Here is a 2,758-nt window from a genome sequence, read left to right as displayed (position 1 = left end):
AAAAAAAAAAAAAAAAAAAAAAAAAAAAAAAAAAGAAAAAAAAAAAAAAAAAAAAAAAAAAAAAAAAAAAAAAAAGTTTAAACCAACACAAACACTCAGACACGCCGTGCAAGACACAGATCAAACGTGCCGCGAGCGCCGGCGGGCGCCCCCGGGGCGCCGGGGCCGTCCGTGCCGCCCGCTCCCCCGGTGCCCCCGTCCCCCGCGGGGCCGCCGGGACGGCCTCCGCCCGCGGAACCGGCCGGGCCGGGGCCCTCGCCCGCGTCGGCGCTGCCCGTACCGCCGCCGGTCGTGTCCTCCGCCGCTTCCGCCTCGCGCCCGCCCAGGAGTTCGGCCAGCTTCTTGAGTCCCCGGTGCGCGGCCGTGCGGACCGCGCCCGGACGTTTGCCGAGGGTCGCGGCGGCGCTCTTCGCGTCCAGGCCCACGACGACGCGGAGGACGACGGCCTCCGCCTGGTCCTGCGGGAGGCGGGCGATGAGGGCGAGGGTCTCGCCGGTCGCGAGGGCCTCGATGGCCTCGCCCGCCGTGTCGGAGTCCCCCGGGCGCACGGTCAGTTCGGACTCGTCCCCGCCGACGGCGGGGCGGCGGCCCCGCATCCGGATGTGGTCGAGGGAGCGGTTGCGTGCTATCCGCGCCGCCCAGCCCCGGAAGCGGTCCGCGTCGCCGTCGAAACGGCCCAGGTCACGGGCTATCTGGAGCCAGGATTCGGAGGCGACGTCCTCGGCGTCGGCCTCGCCGACGAGGGTCCTGATGTAGCCGAGCAGGCGCGGCTGCACCTCGCGGTACACCGTACGGAAAGCGGTCTCGTCCCCCCGCTGAGCCGCGCATACCGCGGCGGTCAGCTCCGCGTCGTCCCCCAGCACCCCTCAGCCAGCCCCCACTCGCGTCACCACCGCGACCGTGTCCGGTCCGGCGCGAATCAGCACGCTACCGGTCACTTGGCCAGTACTCCACCCTTTCAGGCCGAGCCGGACGTTCACCCCTGCCCTCCGCACCACGAAGCGTTACCGACACGTGACCGTCCGGGTGTGACGTCTCGGGGGACCATGGCGCTGTAGGAAGTACGGGCCCTCAAACGGCCCGTGCCGTGCGACGGCCGGGTCTCTCCTGTGGGGGGTGGCGACCCGGCCGTTCGCCTTCGGTCTCCTCTTGCCGCGCACCCTTTCCGCATACACGGAAAATACATCCGCGACCGCTTTCGGCGGACTTCGTACGGGCATTCAACTCTTCCCGGGAAAAGGGCGCTTGGCGGCATCGCACATCATTTTCGACGTTCTCGCGGGTGCGTGCGGATTGATGGCCCGTATGTGTCCGAAACATGGTTTCCCTGTGCATGAAAAGAGGGTTAGAACTGGCCCGCGCGGTGGGGGGCTGGTGTCCCGCGATTCTCGGCGATTCCCGGGTCGGCCGGTCCTGTTCCGTTGCGCTTTTTCTGCTCCCGCGTACAACGCAAAAACAGGAGAGGGCAGTTCGTGGGACGAAGAAAGAGAACATATGCCGCGATGGCGGCGGGCGCGGTGTGCGCCGTACTCGCCGGGGGCCTCGCCCAGGGCGGCCCCGCCGCCGCGCCGGGCCCCGCACCCGCTCCCGCCCAGGCCGCCACCGCCGCCGCCGCCGGGCAGGAGAAGCCCGGCACGGGACCGGGGGCCGGGGTCGCGGACCCGGGCAAGAAGCTCGGCAGCGGCTGGAAATCGTCCGCGGACCGGGCGGTCGTCGCGGCGGCCGACGCGGGCGGCCTGCGCCTGCTCGTCGCGGACAGCTCGCGGGCGTACGCCTGGAAGACCCTGGCCACACTGACCGAGCCGGGGATGTCCGCGGACACCTGGATCGGGAACACGTGCGTCATGGACCGCGCCCACGCCGCCGTCGTCTACGCCCCCCGCGCCTTCACGAACAAGCCGGACCTGATGCAGGGCGGCGCCTTCACCGCCGTCGTCGACCTGGAGACCGGGCACGTGCGGAAGCTCGGCTTCACCGCGTCCCTCGCCTACTTCGACCCGACGTGCGACGCGGCGACCGGCACGGCGGCCTTCACCGCCTACCGGGGCATGAACGACGTCCGCTCGATGAAGACGCGCCTGCTGACGGTCGACACCGCGGGCCGGACACTCGCGGACCCGGCGCTCGACGGTGAACTCACCAGCGCGGTACCGGTCGAGGACGGCGTGCTCGCCGGGCGCGGCCGGGACCTCGTCCACGTCGCCCGTACCGGCGAGGTGGCCCGGCTCGCCACCGTCTCCAGCACCCCCTTCGACATCCGGCCCCTCGCGGGCGGGAAGGTCGCTTTCCTCGACCGGAAGAACGCGAAGACCGCGCGGGCCAAGCTCTTCACCGGGCACGGCAAGCCCTCCGTCCTCGCCGACGGCAGGCTCGGTGACCTCGACCTGCACGCGGGCACCGGGCGGAAGGTGTTCCTGACCGGCCACCCCCAGGGCACTCCCCGCACCGGCGGCACCGGCATCACCGTCCTCGACGCGCCCGCCGACGTGGCCGTCTCCAGCCACGGGCGGCTCGCCGTGGACCCGGTGCTGACCCCGGCGGTGCGCTCCGGCCTGGCCCGTATCAAGAGCGCGGGACGCGGCTTCGACGCCGAGGCCCCCGCGCCGCGCGAGGCGGCCGCCACCCCGGCGGACACGACGGCGGACACGGCGGCGGACACGGCGGCGGACACGGCGGAGACCGCGGACGAGACGGCGCAGACCGCGCCGACGACCCTCACCTCCACCGCCACCACGACCGGCACGGAGCTGAGCCAGCA

The 2,758-nt window shown here is 71.4% G+C and carries 1 protein-coding gene and 1 pseudogene; one reads left to right on the top strand and one right to left on the bottom strand.

Annotation, left to right across the window (positions count from 1 at the left end; genetic code table 11):
* Nucleotides 1-95: 95 nt before the first annotated feature.
* Nucleotides 96-863 carry an RNA polymerase sigma factor gene (locus tag SSBG_RS18665; RefSeq protein WP_234010582.1) on the bottom strand — a complete coding sequence of 256 codons (768 nt, stop codon included), beginning with the start codon at nucleotides 861-863 and terminating at the stop codon, nucleotides 96-98.
* 609 nt (nucleotides 864-1,472) lie between these two features.
* Between SSBG_RS18665 and SSBG_RS34925 the strand changes: the two are divergent.
* Nucleotides 1,473-2,758: pseudogene (locus SSBG_RS34925) on the top strand (hypothetical protein); the annotation flags it as partial.

The organism is Streptomyces sp. SPB074 (assembly GCF_000154905.1).
In the GTDB taxonomy this organism is placed as follows: Bacteria; Actinomycetota; Actinomycetes; order Streptomycetales; family Streptomycetaceae; genus Streptomyces.
This window is presented reverse-complemented; position numbering and strand designations above follow the sequence as displayed.